Here is a 22,265-nt window from a genome sequence, read left to right as displayed (position 1 = left end):
GCCGTCAGAACTGGTTCCGTCGGCAGTTGAGGAACAGCTGGATCTCCGGCGGCGCCTGCGTGGTGGCCGGCGCGTAGGAGATGTCGGTCTCGACGGCCACGGTGAACCCGGTCTCCTCGACGAGGGCCCGCAGGTCTTCGCGCAGGTAACCGGTGACCCGGACCGGAGCGCCGAGGAACTGGAAAGGCACGTCGTCGAGGTCGATCTCGACCATGCTGAGCGCCAGCAGCCCACCGGGCACGATCACGTCGTGGATCTTCTGCAACGCCGTCGCGATGTCGGCCCGCGGCAGCATCAGCAACGAGAAGAACGCCACCACCGCGTCGAAGCGCCCGAGCGAGGAGTCGATCTCGGTGACGTCGCGCTCCAGGAACGTGCCCTCGGGCACGTTCTTGCGCGCCAGGTCGAGCATGACGGGCGAGATGTCGATCCCGGTGACCTCGCAGCCCGCGTCGGCGAACTGCTTGGCGGTCGGCTCTCCGGTGCCGCATCCGACGTCGAGCACCCGGGCACCCGGCTGGAGCTGCTTGATCAGCCACTCCCCGGCCGCGATCTGCCCCTCCTTGTGGGGAAAGGCGTCGTCGTACCGTGACCCGATGCGGTTGAACGCCTCGGCCTGCATAGCCCGGTATTCGTCGCGACTTTGAGCCGAACCGGATTCAGTTGTCATCATGCCGCCATATGGGAGATCGCCGACTTCTGCCCACCAAGTGATAGGCCCTCCGGGCTCACAAGTCAAGATATATCTGCGTTAAATTGACATTTCACGCAAGCGACCTGCGATAACAACGTTGACTTGACGTGTCGGACAGGTCAATGCTGCGAGTCAGATAAATGTCGGTTTATGGTCGGCAATGCCCCTTGACGAGAAAGGACCCTTCGTGCCCCATCTGTCCTGGGAAGGCTGTCACAACACGCGAGACCTGGGAGGTCTCCCACTTCACGACGGCGGCCAAACACCGTTCGGCGCGCTGATCCGCTCGGACAATCCCGAACGCCTGACGGCGGCGGGCTGGGCGGCCGCCGTGGCCCATGGAGTGCGAACCGTGGTCGACCTCCGGGAGGTGAGCCGCCTCGACCTCCGGCCCGCCGACGTGACGACGGTCCGAATCGACCTCGACGACATGGCCGACGAGGTGATCTGGAACCACATCCGCGACAACGAACTCGACGGGACGCCTCTCTACTACCGCTACTTCCTCGAAGCGAAGCCGGCGCAGTGCGTGGCCGTGGCGACGGCGGTGGCGCGGGCGCCGGAGGGCGGCGTGCTGATCCACTGCGAACTGGGCCGCGACCGGACCGGCCTGATCGCCATGCTCCTGCTGTCACTGGCGGGAGTGACCCCGGAGGCCATCGCCGAGGACTACGCGTTGAGCACCCTGCGACTGGTGCCGCTGTACGCGGCATGGGGGATCGCCGACCAGACCGCGGAGATCGAGCAGATCCTGCGCACCAAGGGAACGACTCTGAGAGCCGCCGTGTACGACGCCCTCGACGGCTTCGACGCGGAGAAGTACCTCCTGGCCGCAGGCATGGACCCCGCTGACGTGACGGCGCTGAAGACCCGCCTCACCCGGCCCTGACCCGCCGCTCCCGCGCGGCCCGCCAAGAGGCGACGATCACGAAGCTGACGGTCACCAGCAGCGCCCACGCCCCGATCTTCCCCGTGTGGACGAGCCGCCAGCCGTCCCGCTGATGCGGGTACTCCCACGCGCCGAAATAGGTGGCGACGTTCTCCGCCACCCAGAGGAAGAACCCGGTCAGCAGCAGCGCCGGGGCCAGCGGCAGCCGATAGCGGTGCCCGCCCACGGTGAACCACACCGCCGTCCCCCAGGTGACGACCACCAGCAGCACCGCCAGCGGCACCCGCAGGTCGACCCACCAGTGGTGGGTGACGAAGTTGACGTAGATCGCCACCGCGAGGAGCGTCACGGGCCGGGCCCGGTAGGCGACCAGCCGCAGCGACAGGATGCGCCAGGCCGCGCAGACGTAACTCCCGACGGCGGCGTAGAGGAACCCGCTGTAGAGCGGCACCCCGAAGAACTTGGTGTAGGCGTCCTCGGGATAACTCCACGACCCGAGCCGCACCTTGACCAGCTCGAACGCCAGCCCGACCACATGGAAGCACCCGATGACGGCGACCTCCTCGGTGGTCTCCCACCGCATGACGCGGAACACCACGGTGAGCGCGAGGGCGTACAGGAGCAGCGCGTCGTAACGCGGCACGGGCAGGGGCAGCACCGACGAGAGGGCCAGCCCCGCGAACAACCCCACCGCGAACCCGCACGCCTTCGCCTCGGCCCACGCGAACCGGACCAGCTGCGCGACGAAGAACCTCACGCCGCCATTCGATCCGCCGACCGGCACGAGGTGGCGATGATGGTGGGGAGATCATGTGCGAAATCGGTGGAGGACGCGGCATATGGATCGCAGGGAGCGTGCCGCCGGTGCGATCGTCGGCTCGGCGGTGGGCGACGCCCTCGGCGCCCCCTTCGAGTTCGGCCCTCCGGGTGTGTTCCCGGCCCCCGGCGGCGGGAACGAGATGCGCGGAGGCGGCGGCTGGGACCCCGGCGAGGCCACCGACGACACCCAGATGGCCGTCCACGTCGCCGAGTCGCTGCTGGAACGCGGTGGCCTGGACCTTCCCGACGTCTTCGCCCGATTCCAGCGCTGGGCCGCCGACGACCCGAAGGACATCGGCCTGCAGACCGAGGACGTGCTGACCCGAGGCCTGCCCTGGGACCAGGCCGCCGCGGCCCACTACCGCACCAGCCCCCGCGCCGCGGGCAACGGCTCCCTCATGCGGGCCGCTACCTCGGCGGTCTACTTCGCCCCGGCCGGCCGCGCGGCCACGATGGACGCGGCTCGCCGCCTCTCCGCCCTCACCCACGGCGACCCGGCGGCAGGAGAGGGCGTCGCCGTCTTCCACGATCTGCTGCGCGTCGCCCTGACCGGCGCCGACCCGCTCAAGGCCCTGCCGCGGACGCTGGCCGCCGTCGACCCCGCCCACCGCGACCGCTATGCCGCGGTCACGGCCGAGGAGTGGCACCCGAGCATGGCGACGGAGCTCAACGGCGCCGTCTGGCCCTGCCTCGGCTCCGCCCTGTGGGCCGTGCGCACCACCACGGGATACGAGGCAGCGGTGGCCGCCGCGATCAACCTGGGCGGCGACACCGACACGGTCGCCGCGGTCACCGGCGCCCTGGCCGGAGCCGTCCACGGCCTGCCGGCGATCCCGGCCCGCTGGACGGCGCTCCTGCACGTCCCCCTCCCCGGGGGCGGCGGCCGAACCCTGCGCCTGCCGGAACTCCTGGACCTCGCCGACGCGCTCAGCCGGGGCCCGTGGTGCCGCCGTGAAAGTTTCATGGGCGGCGGCGACTCGCTCGGCCGGGACCGCGCGGATCGCGGCTGATCCCCCGCAAGAGCGGATGAGGGGGTGCCTGCCCCCGAATTGACACCTGTTGCCAGACACCCCTCTTGATGCAACATTACCTCAGACGTCAGTCGGCATACGTCATATGTTTGGGTGTTGCGGATTCTTCGTCGACGTGGCACGGGGCGGACGACCTCGCGACAGGTGAAGAACCAGCGAAAGGAAAAGAGCGTGAAGTCAGTCTTATCCACCACCGGGAAGGTGTTGGCGGCGCTCGCGGTGTTCGCCGCCGCCGTGGTGCTCCCGAACATGGCGGGTGGGGTGGCCTCGGCGGCGACCCAGGCCACCTACTACGTCGCCCCGGACGGCAACGACTCCAACCCGGGCACGATCGCGTCGCCGTTCAAGACCCTGCAGCGCGCCAGGGACGTCGTCCGCACGGTGAACGCCAGCATGACCGGTGACATCTACGTCTACCTGCGCGGCGGGACGTACCCGGTCACCAGCACCATCGACTTCACGCCGGCCGACTCCGGCACGAACGGCTTCCGGGTCATCTATGCCGCGTACCAGAACGAGACGCCGGTCCTCAGCGGCGGCGTCCAGGTGACCGGCTGGACGCAGCACAGCGGGAACATCTGGAAGGCCCCGCTGAACCGCAACAACAAGCTCCGCGCGCTCTACGTCAACGACAAGCGCGCGTTCATGGCCTCCAAGACCATCAGCTCCGGCGGATGCACCGGCACCTACAACGTCACGGCCGGCCAGGCGTCGTGGGCGTGGGAGTCGGGTTCGCAGTGCGCCGGGTCGCGGTACAGCCTGAACGACTTCCCCGCCGTCGCCACTAACCAGGACGACATCGAGATCGAGACCGGCACGACGTGGACCACCGCCATCGTCGGCGTCCGCACGGTCACCTCCGACGGCTCGAACCGCATCGCGACGTTCCAGCAGCCGGGCGCGGCCATCGCGCAGGGCGCCTTCAACGGCAACGCCCAGGTCGGCGGCAGCCACAAGGTCATGAACGCCTACGAGTTCCTCGACCAGCCGAACGAGTTCTTCTTCGACAAGACCACCAAGACGCTGTACTACTACAAGGCCAGCTCCGACAACATGTCGACCGCGAGCGTGGTCGCGCCGAACAACGTGACGACCCTCATCAAGGTCGCCGGCACCTCCACGAGCGCCCGCGCCCGGAACATCACCTTCTCGGGCCTGACGGTGCAGCACTCCGACTGGAACCTGTTCAACGTGGCCGGCTCGGTGCTCAAGCAGGCCCAGCAGGGCAACCTCGGCGCGCTCGCGTACGCGAAGCAGAACTTCCACGCCTACTACTACCGCAACGTCGACACGGCGCCCGGCATGATCCAGATCGACAACGCCGACGGGCTGCTGCTGCAGAACAACCGCATCCAGCACACCGGCGTCGACGGCATCAGCATGGTCAACGACGTGGTGAACACGCAGCTGATCGGCAACTACACCAACGACATCGCCGGATCGGCCGTCGTCGTCGGGCATCCCCAGCACGTCTACATCGGCGACTACACCTCGTCGAACCGCGAGAAGTACCCCGTCGCGGTCGAGGGCGCCCCCAAGAACATCGAGATCAAGAACAACTACCTCTACGACAGCGCGGTGCTGTTCTACGGGCACAGCCCCGTCTCGGCCTACTTCGCCGAGGGCCTGTCCGTCCAGCGCAACCGCATCGAGAAGGCCCCGTGGTCGGGCGTCACGCTCGGCTGGGGATGGTGGAACTTCGACGGCTCGTCAGGCTCGATCGCGCCCAACCGGCCGACCACGACGGCGAAGAACAACACCATCAGCTACAACCACTTCATCGACACGGTGCAGCGCCTGAGCGACACGGCGCCCGTCTACACGCTGGGCAACCAGCCGGGCACCACGATCACCAACAACTACATGCAGGGCGTGCCCTCGGGTCACAAGTACGGGCTCCACCCGGACGAGGGCTCGGGCAACATGGTCTTCCGCGACAACGTCCTGAGCGTCGACAAGAACATCACCTGGCTGATCAACTCCGACGACTTCGGCCGCAAGCACGACCTGAGCATCACGCAGACCTACGGGCCGATCAACAAGGTCTCCAACAAGAACCTGCCGAACAGCACGGTCCACGACATCATCGTGTCGTCCGACTACGTCTGGCCGGCCCCGGCCTACACCATCGCCGTGAACTCCGGGCTCGAGGACGCCTACCGCGGCATCATCCCGCAGAGCAACCTGTCCCTGCCCGACTACGTCCTGCCCGCCAGCACGTACACCGGCAGCGGCCAGACCTCGATCCCGATCCGCAGCACCGGCGACGCGTCCAAGAGCGTCTGGCTGGCCCCGGCGGGCACCACGACCTTCACCGCCGGTCCCACGATGACCAGGGCGGGCGGCACCGCGACGTCCATCGCCGTGCCGACCACCAACGGCGAATACCGTCTCTTCGTCGTGGACGCCCAGGGCAACCGCTCGGCGGCGTCGGCGTCGCTCGTCCGGCAGGGCAGCGGCGGGAGCAGCGGCGGCGGCCAGCAGATCGTCGGCGCCCAGTCGAACCGCTGCGTCGACATCACCGGCGGCTCGGCCACCAACGGCGCGCAGGCACAGCTGTGGGACTGCGGCACCGGCACCAACCAGCGGCTGACGTACACCTCGGGCAAGCAGCTGCAGGTGTTCGGCAACAAGTGCCTGGACGCCTCGGGCCAGGGCACCACCAACGGCACCCAGGTGATCATCTGGGACTGCAACAACCAGACCAACCAGCAGTGGAACGTCAACTCCAACGGGACGATCACCGGTGTCCAGTCGGGGCTCTGCCTCGACGCCTTCGGCGGCGGCACCGCCAACGGCACGAGGATCATCCTGTGGGCGTGCAACGGCGGCCCGAACCAGCAGTGGAGCCTGCGCAACTGAGGTTGTCTCCAAGACCAGGTCGCGGACGGTCACTCCCGGGCCGTCCGCGGCCTGCCGCAGGAAAAAGGGGCTCCGGTCAGACCGGAGCCCCTTCTCTTCTGCTGTGGCTAGACCGACGTCACGTCAGGAGACGGGCTCGATCCAGACGTTGCGGAAACGGGGGTTCTCGCCCGCGTCGCCGTGGTCCTGGAGGCGGATGCCGCCCAGGGCCGCGCTTTCGGCGATGTGGTCGCCCGTGCCGCCGTCGACGGCCACGTCGTCGTGCACGACCTGGCCGTTCCAGACGACCGTCACCCGGGCGTTGTCGACCTTCGCGCCCGTGCTGGTGTAGCGGGCGGCGCGGAAGGTGATGTCGTACGTCTGCCACGTCCCCGGAGCGGTGGCCATGTTGCTGGAGGCCGCGCGCTTGTTGTAGATCGAGCCCGCGCCGTTGATGAGCGGCGCGGGGTCACCCGAGGACTCCAGAACCTGGACCTCGTAGCGTTCCTGGAGGAAGACGCCGCTGTTGCCGCGCTGCTGACCGGTCACGTTCGGCGGGTAGTCCGGCACCAGCCACTCGACGTGCAGCTTGAAGTCGCCGTAGATCTGCCGGGTGCGGATGTCGCCGCCGAGCGACTCCACCGAGCCGTTGGCGATCGGCCACGTGGCCTGGCCGCCCGCCCGCTTCTCGAACGCGGCCAGGCTGGAGCCGTCGAACAGGGTGACGCGCTCGGCCCGCGACACGGTGAGGTGGTCGAGGTTGACGTTCCCGCCGTCGCCGGAGTCGAACTTGTACGTGATCTGGTTGGTGCCCCGCACCAGGTTCAGCGGCTCGGTCTGGACGGCCCAGCTGTTCCAGCCGCCCGAGGAGGCCAGGCGCATCTGCCGGACCTTCTCGCCGTTGACGTACACGCTCAACGACCTGGTGGTGTCGGCCGCGTAGCGGAGGCCGACGTTGTGCGGGCCGGTCGTGTCGGACCACACGGAGAACGACGTGCTCGCGCCCTGGTTCCAGTAGCCGTCGACGAAACCCTTGTAGGTGTAGCCGGGGTGGTCCTTGTTGGCCTTCGCGCCGCCGGCCAGCGTGGCGTTCTCGGCCTCGAACACGCGCTGCGCGGCCACGGTGATGTGGTCGAGGTTGACGTGGCCGGTGTCGCCGGCGTCCACCTTGTACGTGATGAGGTTGACGCCCTCGTTGAGGGTCAGCGGTTCGACCCGTGTGGCCCACTGCTCCCACGTGACCGTGCTGGGCAGCGGGACCTGCCTGATCTTGGTCCCGTTGACGTACACGCTCACGGACTTGTTGCCGGGCGCCGGGTTCGGGCCGTTGGAGTAGCGCAGGCCGACGTGGTAGGTGCCGTCCCGGGGGACGGTCACGGCGAACTGCGTGGCCGCGCCCTGGTTGCCGTATCCGGCGACGAAGCCGCTGCCCGTGTAGCTCAGGTGGTCGGTGGCCAGGCCCGCGCCGCCGCTGTGCGAGGCGCTCTCGGCCTCGTACACGGTGTCGCTCTCCAGGCCGTCGACCAGCGTGTTCAGCGTGTACCAGGCCTCGGTGCTCCACAGCGGCCGACCCGACGCCGAGGCGAACGGGCGCGGCGAGCGCAGGTGCACCACGCGGTCGGCCTTGAGGCCCGCGATCTTCAGCGTGACCTTCTTCTTGTCGGCGGACAGGTCGGCCGAGGTGACGGTCAGCGGCTCTTCGTCGACCTTGGGGCCGCCGTAGGTGGAGGACGCGGCGTAGCGCCACTGGGTGATCTGGTACTTGGACGCCAGCGACGCGGCGGTCTCGTCCGAGAGCGGCTGCGTGTACTCGACCTCGAAGCCGCCCGCGATCGCGCGCATGCGCAGCATCTCGAAGGCGGTGTCCTCACCGGGGGTCAGCTTCTGCAGGCCGTAGTTGAGCTTGCCCGCCTGGCCCCAGTTGCCGCCGGCGCCCAGGCCGCCGGCGTAGACGGCGCCGTCGGGCCCGAGGCTGATCCGGTTGACACCGGCTTCGAGGCCCTGGGTGAGGCGGAAGACCGCGCCCTGGTACTCGCCGTTGACCTTCTCCAGGTAGCCGCGCTGGATGCCGCCGTACGTGACGTCGCCGAACAGCATCTGCCCGGCGAACCGGCCCTCCTTCACCAGCAGCGGCGTGCTGGGGGAGTTGGCGATCTCGTTGTGCGGCAGCCACAGCACCGGCTTGGTGACGGCGTTGTGGTCGAACCGGCCGTCGGGGTTGGTGTAGTGGTTGAAGAACCGGCCCGGCTTGACGTGCACGAGCTTCGAGGCGGGCAACCAGCCGCCCTGGTTGTCCATGACGAACAGGTCGTCGTTGGGACCCCACGCGAGCCCGTTCGGGGTACGCAGGCCTCCGGCGATGTACTCGACCGCGCCGGTGTCCTTGTTGACCTTGATGGTGGTGCCCCGGTCGGACGCGGGCTGCGGGTCGGTGGTCGCGCCGCCGTAGTTGATGGCGACCGACAGGTTCAGGTAGAAGTGCCCGTCCCGGTACAGCATGCCGAACGCGAACTCGTGGAAGTTGCCGCCGAACGGCCAGGTCGCCACGGTCCTGAGGTTGTCGGCGACGTCGTCGCCGTTGGTGTCGTTCAGCTCGACCAGCCGGGACTTCTCCGACACGTAGAGCTTGCCGTCCACGTACTTGATGCCCATGGGCTCCTGCAGCCCACTGGCGATCTTCTTCGTGGTCACCTGCGCGGCCGAGGTCGCGCCGATGACGTTGTCGAGCAGGTAGACCTCGCCGAGCTTGTTGTCCGTCCCGCCCCAGGTGGTGATCGCCAGCCGGTCGTCGGGCAGCCAGTCCATGCCGGTCACCTGCGGCTGGAACCCACTGGGCCGCAGGTCGGTGAGGGTGAAGTCGGGGTGGACGGAGGTCAGCGGCAGCCCGTCGCCGGGGGAGTCGGCGCCGCTCTCGCACTCCTTGCGCCCGGGGCCGGTGACCCGCACGACGTCGGCGTCGGTGCTCAGCACCGAGTTGGGCACGAGGGTGAACTGCGCCGAACCCGGGGGCCGCCACTCCAGCTTGAGCTGCTGCCCGTACAGGTGCTCGAAGTGGTCGATGCGCAGCGCGTGGTAGCCGGTGGTCAGGTTGATCGCGCCGTCGACGGCGATCGCCCCGTGCCGCCCGTCGTTGGTGATCACGACGGTGTCGTCGATGCGCAGCCGGGAGCCGTCGTCGCTGGTGAGCCGGAACTCGTACGCGCCGGCGGTGGCGATGGAGATGTTGCCGACGACCTCGGTGACGAACATGTCGGTCAGGCCGAAGTCGGCGTCGGACGTCCAGTCGATCGTGGGCATGAGCTTGTCCACGTTGGGCGTCTGACCGGGCTTGAGCGTGCAGAGCTTGGACAGCTCGACCTGCACGTCATAGGTGCGAAGGGTGACGCCCGGCTCCTGCGGCGGCACCGCCGCCCGCGCTTGCGCGGGCACGACGAGGCACGAGAGCGCAGTGAGCACTGAGGCGGATAACAGGGGTATTTTCCGCATGGCCAGTCCCATCTCGGTGAGGGAGCCGCGGTCAGGGCGGCGCAGGGGGGTTACGGCACCGCCGATATGGCCGACGTGACGGCGGATGCCGGTTGTTGTAACACGGGCGTATTAATGCTGCTCTGCGCCGTAATATAGAGCGTGTTCGTCGGCTTGCCCATAGCCTTTTGCCGGAATCGGCAAAAGTTGTGACCTCTTCGACAGAAGACCTCAGGAGGCAGCCGGTCGATTGAGCAGCCCCCTACTCATGCGCCGACACCGGTGTTCCCGCCAGTCTCGGTGCATGCCACAACACATCCGCAAGTACTGGGGACCGCTCAAGGGACGGGTCCCGCTCAACTTCAACTGGGGTGCGATCAACGTCAACTCGATCGTGCACGTCGCCGCCAGCGAGTACATCCCCGAGTCCGACCCCGACGCCCACGGCGGCTTCGCCGACGCCAACCACCAGCGCTTCATCGGCTCCGCCAACGTGACGGTCTCCAACATCGCCCCCCACGGCCCGCCGTGGGACGCCAACCAGGGCGTGACCTTCGTGGTCAACGTCGACTGGCCCCACCCGATCCCCATCGTCACCGACATCACCGTCTTCGACGAGGGCCCGATCGAGATCCAGAACTAGCGGTTCACAGGCTCCGGAAGAAGTCCCGAAGATCCTGTACGAGCACCTCCGGCGCCAGATGCGCCGCGTAGTGGCCGGCGGGCTCCTCGTAGGCGTGCCACGACCGGATGTCCGTGTGGTCGCGCTCGGCGAAGGTGCGCATCGACACGAAGTCGCCCCTGAACATCGCCAGCCCGATCGGCGCCGTGGTCGGCCCGGCCGGCGCCTCGGCCCTGGCATCCTCGTAGTAGAAGCGGGTGGCCGAGGTCGCGGTGCCGGTCACCCAGTAGAGCATGACGTTGGTGAGGACGAAGTCACGGTCGAGGCCCTCGCCCATGAGCTGGGCATGCCAGCCGAGCAGCCCGGCGGGGGAGTCGGTGATGGCGTACGAGAGGGTCTGCGGCTGCTGCGAGTGCAGGGTGTTGAACGACATCTTGTTGTCGCGGAACCAGGAGAGGACCTTGAGCGCCTCCTGCTCCTCCGGCGTGATCTTCGCGAACTCGGCGGGGTCACCGGACGGAAACGAGTAGATCTGCGTGACGTGCACGCCGACGACGTGCTCGGGATCGACCCGCCCCTGCTCGGGCGCGACGAGCGACCCGGCGTCGTTGCCCCCGGTGCCATAGCGTTCATAACCCAGCCGCCGCATCAGCTCGGCCCACGCCCTGGCCGTCCGGAACCGGTTCCACCCCCGCTCCCGGGTAGGCCCGGAGAACCCGAACCCGGGCAACGAGGGAACGACGAGATGAAACGCCTGCTCCCCGGCCGGCGGCTCGGTGAGCGGCCCGATCACGTCGAGGAACTCCACGACGGACCCGGGCCACCCGTGGGTCAGCAGCAGCGGCAGCGCGTCCTGGCGTGCGGAGCGGACGTGTAAGAAGTGCACGTTCTGCCCGTCGATCTCGGTCGTGAACTGCGGATGGGCGTTGAGTCGAGCCTCCCAGGCGCGCCAGTCGTAGGCGTTTCGCCAGTACTCGGCCAGCTCCTTCACGTAGGCCACCGGCACCCCGTAGTCCCATCCCGTGCCGGGGATCTGGTCCGGCCACCGGGTGCGGTCGAGCCGGCCGCGGAGATCGTCGAGGACGGCCTGAGGGATGTCGATCCGGAACGGGGTGATCTCTTCGCTCATGAGCGCAACGCTACGGGGCCTTGCGGGGTGGCGTCCCTGCTGGAAACCTCGGCGCGCTTAGACCGTGACTCATTTGGGTTGTGGTTGTTGGATCGTTCGTGGATGCGTTCTTTAAGCGGCTGGTGCCCGACGAACTGTGGGAGCTGTTTCATCGTGTGGTTCCGCCGGTGCCGACCCGTCCGCAAGGTGGCGGGCGGCGGCGGGTTCGGGTGATCCTGGCGGCGATCGTGTATGGGGCCATGACCGGCTGCGTTTGGCGGCAGCTTCCGCCCGTTTTCGGCGCCTCCTGGCAGACGGTGCACCGCCGGTTCGCCGGATGGTGCGGCGCACGGGTGTGGGCCAAGCTGTATCGGGTCCTGCTGGACGAGTTCGGTGCTCGCGGTGAACTGGACTGGTCGCGATGCGCGATCGACTCCGTCAGCGTGCGAGCGGTCAAAGGGGGGAGCTGACCGGTCCGGATCCTGTCGATCGCGGCAAGAAAGGATCGAAGATCCACCTCATCACCGAACGGACCGGTCTGCCGATCTCGGTCGCGATCAGCGCCGCCACTGGTGCGCGGCATCCCGGCCATCCGCTCACGCCCATGGGCTCACGGGACCGCGCCGCCGCAAGCCCGCCAAGCTGCACGGCGACAAGGGCTATGACTACTCCCATGTGAGGGCATTCCTGCGCGGGCGTGGCATCGTCCCGCGCATCGCCCCGCGCGGGATCGAGTCCAGCCAGCGGCTGGGTGGTGGAGCGGACCGTCTCCTGGTTGGCCGGGTGCCGACGATTACACCGCCGCTACGAGCGCCGCGCCGACACTCGTCTGAGCGGGGTTGCCGGGTCACCGCCCGGCAACCCCTTCACGACCCGACACAAGTTCACAACCCGACACAAGGCGGCATCATGCTTCCCGTGCACGACCAGTGGGACCTGCTCGTCGAGCATGACCTGAGCTACTACTTCCATGGGCTCTGGGTCGAAAGCGACGACCAGGAGGAGGTGGCGAGACTTCTCCGGGTGGACGAGAAGACGCGGCAGGAGTGTGATCTCGGCACACTGATCGACCTCTACCAGGGACGACCGGCGGACACGGTCTGGCTCGGCCCGCACGCGCCGGGCTGGACACACGTCCTCGCCTTCGGCCTCTATCCCTATCACCCCGCCATCCGCAACCTGGGGAAGCGGCGGGTCTTCCAGGTCCGGTACGACGACGACCGCTACCTCCTTGAGGGGCTGTATCTCTACTACGACGGCCGGCAACTCGGCTACGCCGGGCCGCCGGACGAGGAGGGACACATGGATCTCCCCGATTACCTGGCCTATACCGACGGGCTGGAACTCGGCGAGGACGACCGACGGAACCTGCACCTCATGTTGTGCATGGCGGGCCGGGTCACGGGACGTTTTCTCGATCAGGAGTGGTTCACATCCACCCGCACCATGTACCGCATCCCCGACGGGACCTGGCCGGAACCCGGGTGATGCGCCCTGTCAGGGCAGGGCGGCAGCGCTCGATGTAGGGCGCGGTCCAGTAAGACGGTGACTCATTTGGTGAGGCGGCGGTAGCAGATGAGGGCTGCGGCGATGGCGACGAAGGAGGCGAAGTGGTCGGCGCGGCGTTCGTAGTGGCGGTGTAATCGTCGGCACCCGGCCAGCCAGGAGACGGTCCGCTCCACCACCCAGCGGTGGCGGCCGAGCCGCTGGCTGGACTCGATCCCGGGCCGGGCGATGCGCGGGACGATGCCACGCCCGCGCAGGAACGCCCGCACGTGGGAGTAGCCGTAGCCCTTGTCGCCGTGCAGCGTGGCGGGCCTGCGGCGGCGCGGTCCCGTGAGCCCATGGGTGTGAGCGGATGGCCGGGATGCCACACACCAGCGGCTCCAACGCCAGGCTGTCATGGGTGTTGGCGGCGCTGATCGCGACCGAGATCGGCAGACCGGTCCGTTCGGTGAAGAGGTGGATCTTCAGCCAGATCGATGATTCGGCCCTGGAAGGAGTTTCCTCAGGTCAAGCCAGGCGTTGAAACCATTGATGCGTATCCGTCATCGTTCCCGCATCTGTGAAAAACGCCATATTGGCCTCTGCGTGCGGGCGTCTGCAATGGAGTCCCATCCCCTCCGAACATCGGGACCTCCATGCGCATCCGATCGGCGGCCCTTGCCGCACTCCTGACATCGTCCCTGCTCATAGCAACTCCAGCGAGCGCGGCCCCGCGCGTTCCCGACGACATCAACGCCGACATGACCACCGCGATCAACGTGACGAACGCCTATTGGGCCCGCAACTGGACCAGCTTCTTCACCGGTACCTATCAGCCTCCCAAGGTCTTCGGCTCGTTCCGCCGGGGCGTGCGGCAGCCGCCGGCCTGCGGCGGTAGCCGCACCGGCTTCGGCAACGCCTTCTACTGCCTGCCCGGCGACTTCATCGCCTGGGACTTCGACCTCATGGCCGGCGGTTACCGATCCGGTGACGCCTGGGTCTACCTCGTCATCGCCCACGAGTGGGGGCACGCCGTCCAGGCCAGGATCCAGCGCTCACTCGTACCCCGCGCCCAGGAGTTACAGGCCGACTGCTTCGCCGGCGCCGTGCTGTTCGGCGCCGCGGCCCAGAAGACGCTCCTCTTCGAGGACGGAGACGTGGCCGAACTCCGCGCCGCCCTGCGCCGCATGGGCGACCGCACCCCATGGACTGACGTCGGCGACCACGGCTCCGCCGAGCAACGGATCTCCTTCTTCACCCGCGGCGCCGAGGGAGGCGTCCGCGCCTGCCTGCCGACGGCGTCCCGGCTGTCGAGGTATACAATCAGGCGCGACCCGATTTGTGGTGCTGCTGCGCGCGGTGAACCTCGGCGGTCATGAAGAGACCTCTGTGCCGTACCCGCGCGCAGTGTGCACCGATCTCATGTACGGCGACGTTCAGATCTATCTGTAAAACGGCGACGTCGTGTGCACCGCCGACGAATAGAAAGGCCGGGACGGTCGCGAGCGGGTTCACTCACTCGTCTTCCTGGCAGCAGGGGGCGGAGCCCATTTCAGAAGCGCAGCGACCCGGAGCGCCACGGCCGATCCACGTTTAGCTGTAGCCACCGCCGACCATGATCGGATGCATTACGGTTCACCATCATGAGACGAAGGTGGGGATGCCTGACAGCCGCCTTGGTGCCGCGGCCGGCTTATTCTTCTTGATCATGGTCCCTGCCGGGTGCGACGATGCCCGTCTCGACGCCTTGTACCAACAGGCGATCCACTACCTGCATCCGCCGAATACGCATGCTCCACAATAGGCATGACGTGACATCCGGCCCCAATGTGTAAGGAGGAAGCGGGGACTATTGTGAATATCGGGTGAGGATTACGCTGCCGACCTCTTTGTCGCCGCAGGAAATCCGTGACTACTACGGAAAGGCCAGACTAGCAGGCGCGCGGCACGACGTGATGATCTCTCTCTATTTCAGAGATCTCGACGCCGGCGAGAGCCGGTTCATTGTCGAGTTCATCGATTCCTACCGCAACCCCTGGGACTGGCTTTGCGGCGGCCTCTAGCCCGCTGTTCCGCCTGGGCCGATGGCGACATTTCATTCGCCGGTCGAGGTAGCGGGCAAGTACTCGAGCACTTCACCGCAGCTCAACACCCTCTAGCGGATCGGCTACTCCTCCCCGCACTCCAGCACGCTGCGCCCGGAGCTTTCTACGCGCCGCCGCGCGGAAGTGAAGGTCGCTATCACGCATGCCCTCTGTTGTGAGGATTGTGAAATCAGTAGCTTTCCCGTTCGACCTCGTGCACACCTGCGTACTATTTCCCCGTGATTGCATCGATTGTCTTCCTTTTGATAGTGGTTTTGGGCATCCCTGCAACGTTCGTATGCGGTGCCGTGATCTTCGCAGCGCGATCGGCCCCTCGCGACCGACATGCCCATGTGGGTAGAAACCGCCTGGTCGTTGGGGCGATCTTGTCGGTGTTCGGTCTCGTGGCGATGGCCCTCATCGCGTGGTCCACCCATGAAGACCAGCACTATGACGACTTCGGGTCAGCGCTGACTGCTCTGGCGGGCGTGATGGCTGGCGCGCTGCTCATCTTCGGATTGGGACCCTTCATTCCATGGCTGCTGCTAGTACTCGGGCGAAACGCCTCACGGCTGCCGCCCGCGTTTCGGCCGGCAGTCCGTCCTCTGGCCGACAGGCCCGCCCGGACAGCCGCCGGCGTAACGACGACGATGAGCGCGATCGCCGTCGCGATCGCCGTGGTGATCATCTCGGTTGCCGTAACGGCGAAGGCCAGGGCGGAGTATCGGCCTGAGGGCCGACTGGGCGCACTCGTGGTGGAAGGGTTCTCCCCGGACCAGGCGGCCACCGTGCGGGCGGTCATCAGGCAGGAGTTGTCCGGCGCACCCATCGCAGAGAACAACGGCCAGCGCGAACTCGGCCATATCAGCGTGGAGACCTCCGACTATTCCTACTGGGCCGAAACACACATAGGTGACCAGGCGCTGCTCCGCTACCTCACCGGTGATCCGTCAACCCCCTACGACCCGGAAACGGCCGTGGTGATCACGACAGGCGAAGAGGGAGTAACCGACTCAGCGAAGATCCAGTACGCCTTCTTCGAGACCAATCAATCGCCGTCCACCAAGACCATCCCGGCGATCACGGTCAGTCCACCCGAGCCCCGTCTGCGGGCGGTCTTCATCCCCGCGAAGGTTGTGCAGGATCTCGGCTTCCACCTGGAACCGGAGCAGCTGATCGTCGACCCTTCTCTTCATCGAACCTCGGCGATCGAGCGGGAGCGGCTCGAGCGCAGACTCGGGGAGACCGCGCAGATCCATCTTGAGCAGGGTTACCAGGCCCCGACCGGCTGGCTGTACGTCGTAGCGGTGCTGGTGCTCATCGCCCTCGTCGGCGCCCTGGCCACGATCCGCTCTGCTCGTTCGAGGCGCATCCTGCTACGGGCAGGCGGCGGCTCAGTCGCCGCTCTACGCTTCTTCGTCGGCTGCCGAGCGGCATTCAGCGCGGCCCTCGGCACGGCGATGGGCGCCTGCGCCGGGTGCGTCATCGGCCTTCTCCTGGCGTGGCCCATGACCACCCCGATCGATTGGGATCCGGCCCCACGGGCACCGTTCGAGACCCCATGGGCGCTGATCGCCGCTCTGGTCGTCGGACTTCCCGCATTCGCCGCGGCCATCGCGGCCTTCGCCCCTGCCAGATGGCTCACCCGGTCGGACCGCATGTCGAAACCCACGCTTCCGCCCTCTCCCGTATCTGTGCCATAAAAGGGCCGCAGACGCGGTGGGCCGCGGAGAAAACAGCAGCAGGCGATACTCTGCGCCGTGGTGGCGATCGTGAGCCGGTAAACATCCATAAGCCATCGGCGAGGGCGTCCCCAACGTATTCATATGAACTGGGTGTATCGGAACCTCAGCCAGATCTTGTGGACATCATGACGCTAATGGATCAGTTCAATGAGTGAGCCCTTTTCGTCGTGATCGATAGCCGGTTTCGATGTGGTGCAGGACGAGGATGGCCTGGATGATCGTGGTGGCCCGATGAGGGCAGCAGCGGAGCTGGGCGAGGATCTTCCAGGCTTTCAGCGTCGCCACGGCGCGTTCGCCGATCGCTCGGATGCGGGCATGCGCGCGGTTGACGGCCTTCTGTCCGCTCGACAGCCGCGGTCGGTGCCGGTGGCGTTTGAACGGGGTGCGGATCGTCCCTCCCGCGCCTTGATAGCCCCTGTCCGCGAACACCTTCACCCCCGCCCTGGTCAGCGCGTCGACTAAACCGGCAGTGCGGGCGGCCGTCAGATCGTGTACGGCTCCGGGCAGGGCTGGGGAGGCCCAGACCAGGCGTCCGGCTGGGTCGGCGAGCACCTGGACGTTGACCCCGTGCCGGTGGTGTTTGCCCGAGTAGTACGGCTGTTCGTCGGCCAGTCGGTCGATCGGGATGAGCGTGCCGTCCAGAATCGCGTAGGCCAGACGTTGGGTATGTGCCACAGCAGCATGCACGTCATCGGCCAGCGCGGCGAGCAGGCCGAGGGTCTCGCGGACATATCGCCAGGCGGTACTCGTGCCGATCCCAAAACCGGAGGCGAGCCGGGTATAGGTGTCGCCGTTGCGCAGATGGGCCAGGACCAGCAGCGCCTGATGGCTGGAGTTGAGACGGCGCCATCGGCCGCCCAGGCCGGCGCGGTGGGCGCGGATCAGTTCGGCCAGGCGGGTCAGGGTGTGGTTCGACAAGGGGATCGAGGCAGGGTAGGACAGCACTCGAGGCTCCCGGTCGGGGCATCGGGTTTTGGTCGATTTGCTGTCCTACCGGGCGCCTCTTCTCATGTCACCCCGACGCGCCGGACCTGCTGCGACCAGCACAGTCACGATGAAAAAGCCTCAGTGAGATGATTCAGGTATTCGAGTTCGCTCGGACCGGCAGACTCGGTTTCGTCACCCTGGGGATGTCGTTGGATGAGGTTCTGCGGCAGATGGAGCCCCCCGACGGGATGACCGACGGGGCGTGTCCCATATATGCATTCCGGGATGTGCAACTGGGATTTTCTGATGCGAATGTACTCTGGCTTATCATGGTCGAGCCCAGGGGGGACCTCACTTTGCCGTCGCCGATTGGTTCGGGCGGGTCCTGCCTTACGCCGAAGCTATCGCATGTCATGGCATACATGCGAAAAGTGAACGAAGACGTGGAATGGTGTGAGCCATATGTGTCGGGGGAGGAATGGATGAGAGTCTGCCGCTCGGGTGTTAATTTGAGTTTTGATGACGATGGCACCTTGCAGACGGCAGGACTCTCGGATAAAAGATATCTCTCTGAGGTGTGAGTCGATATATCGTCACGGTGGCGGTCGAACTGGGCGACGTCGGCCACACCCATACGAGCCGGCCCAGCCGTAGACACGTCCTCGCTTCCCGTGCCCGACTGCGATCGGCTTGGCCCGCGAACACACCCAACGCTGCCAGGCCGCAGAAGCCGCCAACGTGCTGCTCGAAGCGGAGAGCACGACATCAGACCAGCTTCGCGATCACCACACAAGCATCGAGCGGCCGCCCATGCCTGATAAAGAGGAACTTGCACAACGGATCGGCACCTTGGCCAGCGGCAGTTGCCCCGAAGGGCCAACAACCACCATCCATCTAGTACCTCTGGAGCTAACGCTCGTCTACTCGAACTCGACCGGCCGGATCGAGATCCCTCATGAATGATGCGTCTGGCCCATTGGGTAAGGGCAGTTCCAGCCGATTTGTCGTGAGACGGCTGCTGGTGAGCTGCTCGGATTGGTGCCGATAGTCAGCCCGTCCGAGTGGTCCTGTCGTAACCGCATGGGTCGCAGGTGTGCTCTGCACCGAATAAGCACCAACGCTCCATATCGTCCCCATATATAACTGCTTTGATGGCTGCGTGACGCAGCGAAGGACGCCACGAGCGCACCAGGTCTCCTGGATGCTCGGATGCGGTATGTCCGTGATCATCTCCATTGTGTGCGCGACGTTCGGGACCTTCCTCGATATCCACCTGGTGGCCCGCGCGCAGATCTACTGCGCGGGCAACCTGGACGCCGGCGCGAAATTCGCTAACGCCGTCTGGTCGCTTAGCCGGGTCGTCTTCTTTCCGATCGTCTCAGTACTGTCGGCGTTTGCCGCACAGTCGTTCCACCTGCTGGCCTGGCTACCCTGGGCGGCCCGTCGTTCATGGCCGATCGTGATACTGCTTGTTCTCACTGCGACCGGTTCCTTCGCCGGCCCCGTAGCCATGATCGTGTACGACCTGGCCGCCGAGGACACTCCCGGAGATTGCGTCCTCCCCTGGTGGCCCTCATGGCTCTCTTCATAGACCGGCGATTTATCCGCTCAGTCACGACAGACCCGGATACATCTCGCAGCTCTAGGCGCATAACGACCGTCGCTCATCGCCAACAACAGCGATCGCATATTCGAGCGATACAGCGCCCTCGGTTCTGACGGCATCGAATTCCCGGAAAAGCCGCTGATAATAAGTCGACTAAGGCACCCAAAGTGGGTGCGCATTTCGGAGAAAATCCGCCTTCGGGTTTGCGCACGAATCTGTTCGAGCAAAGCGAGAGCATCCCGAGCGAAGCGAGGCCTTACCAGGGAGCGCGAGGGGCGGAGCCCTTCGCCCGGAGCGAGAGCGACCCGGAGCGAAGCGACGAAGGGGCGCGAAGCGGCCAGGGGGAGCGCGAGGGGGCGAAGCCCTCTCGTATCGGGGGGTTCGGGGGGTCGTCCCCCCGGGTGCAGAAATGGTGAATGGCCCGCGGCAGGTGCCCCGAAGGGGCAACAACCACGGGCCATTCATTCACCAGTGGAGCTAAGGGGATTCGAACCCCTGACCCCCTCCATGCCATGGAGGTGCGCTACCAGCTGCGCTATAGCCCCGAAGGTGTGAGACGAGTCTATCGGACCGAGAAGGGTGCCTGGGACGTGAAAGCGCCCCGACCGGCCCTCTCAGTCGTCATCAAGTCGAGGCCATCTCCCTCCCAAGCCCCGCCCTCCATCCTCTAACTGTGCCCGGCGCCGGCCAGCCAAGAGACAGCGGGAGCCGCCGACGTGAAGACGTCCCCGCCGGCCCGCCGCCCGTAAACCGAACATCAGCACGTGACACCGTCAAGACCCACGTCACACCCCGGCCGCCGCAGGCACCTGCTCCGTTCAACTACACGACCTTGGGAACCCCGCCATGACCACCCTCAGAGCCCGTCTAGTCACCGCTCTCCTCCGCCCCGCCACGTCGCGAAGGCCGCCGACCGCCCCTACGTCCCCCACTGGACGCTCGGCAACCTGAGGTGAACGTCCAGGCAAGGCACACGCGCCCACCAGCGGGTCGACCCCTCGCCTCTCCACCTTCCCGTCCCCCCGCTCCACGGGAAGCCCTTCCCGCGCCCAGTACTCGAACCCCCCGATCATCTCCTTGACCCGATACCCGAGCCGAGCGAAAGCCGCCCCGCCCTGCTGAGCCCCGTTGCAACCAGGCCCCCAGCAGTAAACGACGACGACCTGATCGAACGGCAGCGTCGTGGCGGGAATCTCGCTGACGGGGATGTGCAGAGCCCCAGGCACATGCCCCTGGTCCCAGCTCTCCAGGCTCCGCACGTCCACCACGACCACCCCGGTCACCCCGTGAGCCAGGTCGCGGGCCACGTCGGCCACGTCGGTCTCGACGGCCAGCCGGGCCGCGAAGTGGGCGAACGCTACGGCGGGGGAGGCGGCTGGGGTACGCAGAATCGCTGACATGCCGCAAAGCCTGCCCCACCCACCCCACACCGCAGCAGTGGCGGAAACGCCCCCTTCCGCTAATATCCCGCCATGCCCCACCGCGTCGCCGTCCTGGCCTTCGACGGCATGGCCCCCTTCGAACTGGGCTGCGTCGTCGAGATCTTCAGCGTCGCCCGCCCCGACGGCGTCGAGTGGTACGACCTCACCGTCTGCGCCGAGACGACGAGCCCGCTCAACGTGGTCGGCGGCTTCACCATCACGCCGTCCCACGGCCTCGACGCCTTCGGCCAGGCGGACACTGTCGTCATCCCGGGGGTCCGCGACGTCCGCCACGACGTCTCCCCGGCGCTCGTCGAGGCCGTCCGCTCCGCCCATCGTGCGGGGGCCAGGGTGGTCTCGATCTGCTCGGGCGCGTTCGTGCTGGCCGCCGCGGGGCTGCTCGACGGGCGCACGGCGACCACCCATTGGCGGTACGCCCCCCTGCTCGCGTCCCGCTTCCCCGCCGTGACCGTCACTCCCGACGTGCTCTACGTCGACCACGGTGACGTGCTGACCAGCGCGGGCAGCGCGGCGGGGCTCGATCTGCTGCTGCACGTGGTCAGGACCGACCACGGTCCCACGGTCGCCAACGCCGTGGCCCGGCGACTGGTGATCGCGCCGCACCGGGAGGGCGGGCAGGCGCAGTTCATCGAGACGCCGGTCACCCCGACCGAGGAGGACGCCGTCGGCCGGGCCATGGAATGGGCCATGACCAGGCTGTCGGGGCCGATATCCGTGCGGGAGATGGCGCGGCAGGCGGCCATGTCGGAGCGGTCGTTCCTGCGCCACTTCGCCCGTAAGTCGGGCACCAGCCCGCTCAGGTGGGTCATCGCCCAGCGGGTGGCCGCCAGCCTGCCGCTCCTGGAGGGCACCACGACGCCGGTCGAGGAGATCGCGGCCGCCTGCGGGTTCGACAGCCCGGTCACCTTCCGGCACCACTTCACCCGCGCGATGAAGACCTCGCCCTCGGGGTACAGGAGGGCGTTCCATCTCACGTCATCGGGCCTACCTGCGGGAATCCGGGGCAGGGGCGGTACACATGAAGAGAATTCTGCAGGTGTTCGTGACCCGCTGGTTGTCGAAGACCCCGCTGGGCATCGCCGTTCTGGGGGTCGGCTGGTTCCTCGGCCGGCGTCGCCGCAAGGCGCGGGAGGCCGAGGAGAGCGCCCGGGTCAGACCGGGCCGGCGGCGACAGCCTCAGCGGGCGAGTCGTAGATAGGGATGTGGTCGGCCAGGCCGACCAGTTCCATCACCTTCCGGGGTGAGGGCCGGGGGCCGGTCAGCGCGACGCTGCCGCCCTGGGTCTGGGTGTGGTGGAAGGCGTCGAGGAGCACGCGGATGCCGGCGCTGTCCATGAAGGTCATCTCGGCCAGGTCGAGCACCAGGTGGGCCGAGATCTCCCGGGCCCGCGTGACGGCCTCGTGCAGTTGTCCTGTGGTGGTGGCGTCGACGTCCCCGGCCACGGTGATCACGGCGTAGGCCCCCGACGGAGCCACGTGAACCCGGAGGTTGTCCATGATCTCCCTCT

Annotated in this window: 18 protein-coding genes, 1 tRNA gene and 3 pseudogenes; 13 read left to right on the top strand and 9 right to left on the bottom strand. The window is 67.1% G+C overall.

All coding sequences use genetic code 11. From position 1 onward, the window contains the following. Positions 1-4: 4 nt before the first annotated feature. Entirely contained in the window at positions 5-673 is a 669-nt protein-coding gene (locus QSK34_RS13405; protein WP_285583744.1) for a class I SAM-dependent methyltransferase, read from the bottom strand. A gap of 181 nt (positions 674-854) precedes the next feature. On the opposite strand from QSK34_RS13405, the gene QSK34_RS13400 reads away from it, so the two are divergent. Beyond that, positions 855-1,583: a tyrosine-protein phosphatase gene (locus QSK34_RS13400; protein WP_285583742.1), complete on the top strand. Its 729-nt coding sequence runs from the start codon at positions 855-857 to the stop codon at positions 1,581-1,583. Here QSK34_RS13400 and QSK34_RS13395 read toward each other — a convergent pair. After that, positions 1,570-2,340: a DUF817 family protein gene (locus tag QSK34_RS13395; protein ID WP_285583740.1), complete on the bottom strand. Its 771-nt coding sequence runs from the start codon at positions 2,338-2,340 to the stop codon at positions 1,570-1,572. The two genes, QSK34_RS13400 and QSK34_RS13395, sit on opposite strands and share 14 nt — an antisense overlap. An 82-nt stretch (positions 2,341-2,422) precedes the next feature. On the opposite strand from QSK34_RS13395, the gene QSK34_RS13390 reads away from it, so the two are divergent. After that, on the top strand, positions 2,423-3,412 hold the full coding sequence (locus QSK34_RS13390) for an ADP-ribosylglycohydrolase family protein (protein WP_285583738.1): 990 nt from the start codon (positions 2,423-2,425) through the stop codon (positions 3,410-3,412). Positions 3,413-3,604: 192 nt separating this feature from the next. Then, positions 3,605-6,295 carry an RICIN domain-containing protein gene (locus tag QSK34_RS13385; RefSeq protein ID WP_285583736.1) on the top strand — a complete coding sequence of 897 codons (2,691 nt, stop codon included), beginning with the start codon at positions 3,605-3,607 and terminating at the stop codon, positions 6,293-6,295. 123 nt (positions 6,296-6,418) lie between these two features. Here the strand turns inward: QSK34_RS13385 and QSK34_RS13380 are convergent, their stop codons facing one another. Beyond that, the gene (locus tag QSK34_RS13380) at positions 6,419-9,730 is read right to left on the bottom strand and encodes a 3-keto-alpha-glucoside-1,2-lyase-like domain-containing protein (RefSeq protein ID WP_285583733.1); all 3,312 of its coding nucleotides are present in this window, start codon (positions 9,728-9,730) and stop codon (positions 6,419-6,421) included. A 313-nt stretch (positions 9,731-10,043) separates the two neighbouring features. Here QSK34_RS13380 and QSK34_RS13375 point away from each other — a divergent pair, with 313 nt between their 5' ends. Further along, positions 10,044-10,382, top strand: a complete 339-nt coding sequence (locus QSK34_RS13375) for a hypothetical protein (protein WP_062349121.1) — start codon at positions 10,044-10,046, stop codon at positions 10,380-10,382. Between the two features lie 4 nt (positions 10,383-10,386). On the opposite strand, the gene QSK34_RS13370 is transcribed toward QSK34_RS13375, so the two are convergent. Next, positions 10,387-11,490, bottom strand: a complete 1,104-nt coding sequence (locus QSK34_RS13370) for an epoxide hydrolase family protein (protein ID WP_285583729.1) — start codon at positions 11,488-11,490, stop codon at positions 10,387-10,389. Positions 11,491-11,588: 98 nt separating this feature from the next. Here QSK34_RS13370 and QSK34_RS13365 point away from each other — a divergent pair. Next, a pseudogene (locus QSK34_RS13365) lies at positions 11,589-12,292 on the top strand (IS5 family transposase); the annotation flags it as partial. An 86-nt stretch (positions 12,293-12,378) separates the two neighbouring features. Then, positions 12,379-12,957, top strand: a complete 579-nt coding sequence (locus QSK34_RS13360; protein WP_285583727.1) for a hypothetical protein — start codon at positions 12,379-12,381, stop codon at positions 12,955-12,957. Positions 12,958-13,019: 62 nt separating this feature from the next. On the opposite strand, the pseudogene QSK34_RS13355 reads toward QSK34_RS13360, so the two are convergent. Next, positions 13,020-13,440, bottom strand: a pseudogene (locus QSK34_RS13355) (IS5 family transposase); the annotation flags it as partial. A gap of 275 nt (positions 13,441-13,715) precedes the next feature. Between QSK34_RS13355 and QSK34_RS13350 the strand changes: the two are divergent. The 3 genes from QSK34_RS13350 to QSK34_RS13340 all read left to right on the top strand — a co-directional run bounded on the left by QSK34_RS13350 (position 13,716) and on the right by QSK34_RS13340 (position 16,741). Next, positions 13,716-14,333: a neutral zinc metallopeptidase gene (locus QSK34_RS13350; RefSeq protein WP_285583725.1), complete on the top strand. Its 618-nt coding sequence runs from the start codon at positions 13,716-13,718 to the stop codon at positions 14,331-14,333. 486 nt (positions 14,334-14,819) lie between these two features. Then, on the top strand, positions 14,820-15,017 hold the full coding sequence (locus tag QSK34_RS13345; protein WP_285583723.1) for a hypothetical protein: 198 nt from the start codon (positions 14,820-14,822) through the stop codon (positions 15,015-15,017). Between the two features lie 260 nt (positions 15,018-15,277). Then, positions 15,278-16,741: a hypothetical protein gene (locus QSK34_RS13340; protein ID WP_285583721.1), complete on the top strand. Its 1,464-nt coding sequence runs from the start codon at positions 15,278-15,280 to the stop codon at positions 16,739-16,741. Positions 16,742-16,927: 186 nt separating this feature from the next. Here the strand turns inward: QSK34_RS13340 and QSK34_RS13335 are convergent, their stop codons facing one another. Beyond that, entirely contained in the window at positions 16,928-17,728 is an 801-nt protein-coding gene (locus QSK34_RS13335; protein ID WP_285583719.1) for a transposase family protein, read from the bottom strand. 720 nt (positions 17,729-18,448) lie between these two features. Here QSK34_RS13335 and QSK34_RS13330 point away from each other — a divergent pair. Both QSK34_RS13330 and QSK34_RS13325 read left to right on the top strand, forming a co-directional pair. Further along, entirely contained in the window at positions 18,449-18,673 is a 225-nt protein-coding gene (locus QSK34_RS13330) for a hypothetical protein (RefSeq protein ID WP_285583717.1), read from the top strand. A 253-nt stretch (positions 18,674-18,926) separates the two neighbouring features. Continuing rightward, positions 18,927-19,301 (top strand): hypothetical protein, encoded by a 375-nt coding sequence (locus QSK34_RS13325; RefSeq protein ID WP_285583715.1) that lies wholly within the window; start codon positions 18,927-18,929, stop codon positions 19,299-19,301. A 487-nt stretch (positions 19,302-19,788) separates the two neighbouring features. Here the strand turns inward: QSK34_RS13325 and QSK34_RS13320 are convergent. Together QSK34_RS13320 and QSK34_RS13315 are read right to left on the bottom strand one after the other, a co-directional pair. Beyond that, positions 19,789-19,861 (bottom strand) — tRNA-Ala (locus QSK34_RS13320). Between the two features lie 273 nt (positions 19,862-20,134). Continuing rightward, positions 20,135-20,716, bottom strand: a complete 582-nt coding sequence (locus QSK34_RS13315; RefSeq protein ID WP_353051383.1) for a rhodanese-like domain-containing protein — start codon at positions 20,714-20,716, stop codon at positions 20,135-20,137. 72 nt (positions 20,717-20,788) lie between these two features. Here QSK34_RS13315 and QSK34_RS13310 point away from each other — a divergent pair. Then, positions 20,789-21,706, top strand: a pseudogene (locus QSK34_RS13310) (DJ-1/PfpI family protein); the annotation flags it as partial. Positions 21,707-21,776: 70 nt separating this feature from the next. Continuing rightward, a complete protein-coding gene (locus QSK34_RS37765) occupies positions 21,777-21,956 on the top strand; it encodes a DUF6203 family protein (protein ID WP_353051382.1) in 180 nt (59 codons plus the stop codon). Here the strand turns inward: QSK34_RS37765 and QSK34_RS13305 are convergent. After that, the gene (locus QSK34_RS13305; RefSeq protein ID WP_285583711.1) at positions 21,910-22,254 is read right to left on the bottom strand and encodes an STAS domain-containing protein; all 345 of its coding nucleotides are present in this window, start codon (positions 22,252-22,254) and stop codon (positions 21,910-21,912) included. The two genes, QSK34_RS37765 and QSK34_RS13305, sit on opposite strands and share 47 nt — an antisense overlap. Between the last annotated feature and the right edge of the window lie 11 nt (positions 22,255-22,265).

Origin of the sequence: Herbidospora sp. NBRC 101105 (genome assembly GCF_030269205.1) — a bacterium.
GTDB lineage: Bacteria > Actinomycetota > Actinomycetes > Streptosporangiales > Streptosporangiaceae > Herbidospora > Herbidospora solisilvae.
This window is presented reverse-complemented; position numbering and strand designations above follow the sequence as displayed.

What these genes read in the sequence shown, in the direction of transcription:
- QSK34_RS13405 (WP_285583744.1), bottom strand. Translation starts at nt 673, where the DNA reads ATGATGACAACTGAATCCGGTTCGGCTCAAAGTCGCGACGAATACCGG.
- QSK34_RS13360 (WP_285583727.1), top strand. Translation starts at nt 12,379, where the DNA reads ATGCTTCCCGTGCACGACCAGTGGGACCTGCTCGTCGAGCATGACCTG.
- QSK34_RS13375 (WP_062349121.1), top strand. Translation starts at nt 10,044, where the DNA reads ATGCCACAACACATCCGCAAGTACTGGGGACCGCTCAAGGGACGGGTC.
- QSK34_RS13350 (WP_285583725.1), top strand. Translation starts at nt 13,716, where the DNA reads ATGACCACCGCGATCAACGTGACGAACGCCTATTGGGCCCGCAACTGG.
- QSK34_RS13390 (WP_285583738.1), top strand. Translation starts at nt 2,423, where the DNA reads ATGGATCGCAGGGAGCGTGCCGCCGGTGCGATCGTCGGCTCGGCGGTG.
- QSK34_RS13305 (WP_285583711.1), bottom strand. Translation starts at nt 22,254, where the DNA reads ATGGACAACCTCCGGGTTCACGTGGCTCCGTCGGGGGCCTACGCCGTG.
- QSK34_RS13370 (WP_285583729.1), bottom strand. Translation starts at nt 11,490, where the DNA reads ATGAGCGAAGAGATCACCCCGTTCCGGATCGACATCCCTCAGGCCGTC.
- QSK34_RS13315 (WP_353051383.1), bottom strand. Translation starts at nt 20,716, where the DNA reads ATGTCAGCGATTCTGCGTACCCCAGCCGCCTCCCCCGCCGTAGCGTTC.
- QSK34_RS13400 (WP_285583742.1), top strand. Translation starts at nt 855, where the DNA reads ATGCCCCTTGACGAGAAAGGACCCTTCGTGCCCCATCTGTCCTGGGAA.
- QSK34_RS13325 (WP_285583715.1), top strand. Translation starts at nt 18,927, where the DNA reads ATGTCCGTGATCATCTCCATTGTGTGCGCGACGTTCGGGACCTTCCTC.
- QSK34_RS37765 (WP_353051382.1), top strand. Translation starts at nt 21,777, where the DNA reads ATGAAGAGAATTCTGCAGGTGTTCGTGACCCGCTGGTTGTCGAAGACC.